The organism is Arenibacter latericius DSM 15913 (assembly GCF_000424985.1).
Taxonomy (GTDB): Bacteria; Bacteroidota; Bacteroidia; order Flavobacteriales; family Flavobacteriaceae; genus Arenibacter; species Arenibacter latericius.
The window spans coordinates 68,002-70,075 of record NZ_KE384290.1; the positions used below are offsets into that span (position 1 = coordinate 68,002).

At 39.5% G+C, this 2,074-nt stretch carries 1 protein-coding gene and 1 pseudogene; both read right to left on the reverse strand.

The features are described 5' to 3' along the window. Positions 1-131: 131 nt before the first annotated feature. Entirely contained in the window at positions 132-1,286 is a 1,155-nt protein-coding gene (locus tag H344_RS0119120; protein ID WP_026811734.1) for a gliding motility-associated C-terminal domain-containing protein, read from the reverse strand. A 14-nt stretch (positions 1,287-1,300) separates the two neighbouring features. Then, a pseudogene (locus H344_RS21935) lies at positions 1,301-2,074 on the reverse strand (hypothetical protein); the annotation flags it as partial.

A 2,074-nucleotide genomic window follows, 5' to 3' on the forward strand; every position in this document is an offset into this window, starting at 1 on the left:
CTAATTGCTAATTGCTAATTGCTAATTGTTTATTGTTTACTGCTAATTGTTTATTGCTAATTGTTTACTGTTTATTGCTAATTGTTTACTGTTTATTGCTAATTGTTTACTGCTAATTGTTTATTGTAAAGTTATCTTTTTCGTTCCAGGTACAGATATCCTTGGTAGCTTAAATTGAGATCGTACATATCTATAACATAGTAATAGACCCCATCGGGGAGGCCTTGATTGCGATTTATTACAAGATTGTTAATATTAGAATAGCCTGTAAAACCATTGGTGTAATTTTTTTCTTCATAGACTTTTAGTCCATTCCGGTCAAAAATCCTTAGCATGTGGTCTTTGGAGCGCTGTAGGTCTTCTATATAGAGAAAATCGTTTACGCCATCTCCGTTAGGAGTCACCAAATAATTATCTAGGGTAGGGGATTCATTAGATTCCGTAGCGCTAGCAAAAGTAATAACCGCATAGTCCGACGGAATAAATTTCTCGGAGATCAGTATTCCACGATCTAGGTCGCCTATAATATTATCGGTTCCCAAGTTAACCCAAGATGCTGTTGCAATATCCCATCCTACCGGAACAATTTTGGTGACATCATCGGTAAGGGCAGCAATATTGCTATTGGGATTCCAGCTGATCTGTATGGTAGAATTGGTGGTGGCTTCTAAATGCCAAAACTCTTCGGTACTAATCTTGTTAATGTTTGCAGGTTTCTGAAAGGTAGGAAACCTTTGCGGCCAAATTTCGGGATTGTCTATATTATCCCTATAGTAGGCGCATTTTACAAAGGGGTTGCTACTGTTGCTGTTTAGGGTAAGGGCTCGGAGTTCTGTAGCATCTCCAACGGGAAATACCATCGTATTTACGTTGTTAGCGGTAACATAACCATCTACTTTAGAGGAATTGGTCTCTCCAATATAATTGGCGTCATCCAAGAAGTTGTAATAAACATGCTGTTGTTGCCTAGGGGTAGTAATATTCCCTCCAATAAAGCTGGTGTTATTAAGGACGCTTATTCCGGTATTAAGAAAAAGCTCTTTATCTACCAGAATTTCCACATCGTAGAAGGTAGGCATTAATGCTCCGGAAACGGATAGAATAGCATTGCCATAAAAACCTACCAAGCCTAAGTTTTCGTCAAAAGCGGCATTATTAATTAGGTTGGTATGAAACCCTATCTGCCCCTGATCGTGAATACGGATATTCCCGGTATTGTGCATAGCCGGTTGCGCCTGAAGGCTTAGGCAGAGCAAAATAGCGAGAATAGCGACGGCATTTTTCATGGGTATGAGTGCGCTTAGTGTTGCTGTTTGTTATTGTTTTTAAGGAGCGACTTTATTTCTTCCAGGTCCTTTTTTATGGAATGGAGTTCCGAAGAGAGATTTTCGTTCTCTTTTTTAAGCTGCTCTATTTTCTTTTCCTGCTCTATGGTGTGTAGGAACAATTCCTCAATTTTTTCCAGGTTTTGGAGGTTAGATTCACTGAGGTTCCAAAAGCCTTCTTTTTTAACCTCTGCGGCCGACTTAATTCCTGGCAAGTGATTGTTTTGTTTTACAAATGCTTCGATCTCTGTCAGGCTTTTAAACTGGTAGTCCTTGTTTATTGCAGAATACCCTTGGAAGTATTTCTGAAAGACGTAGTCGGGGTGTGCTTTAACTGCCCCTACCCATACTTCAGTGTTTACTTGTAAATCTCCGCCAACATGAAGTTTACGGGTTGGATTTGTTTCACCTATACCCACATTTCCACTTGCATCAATACGGAGGGCTTCGTTGCCTCCAGTAGAAAAACCTAATTGAGATGTTCCGGCTCTATACATTCCCATATTTGTTTCGGTATAGAATCCATAACTAGGATTGCCAGCTGAACCTTTAGTGGAAGCAAAGCCATTTCTTGCAGTTATACTTCCGTCAACATCCAATTTACTAGTTGGTGCTCCAGGTAGAGTTCCAATAGCAACATTTCCTGTTCCACCTAAAACAAAATTATTACCGTTGAGATTATGTGTTCGATCTGATGTAAGTGTTGTGTTGGTGTTAAATAGATTTTGACTTCCTGCTAAAGCTGCATC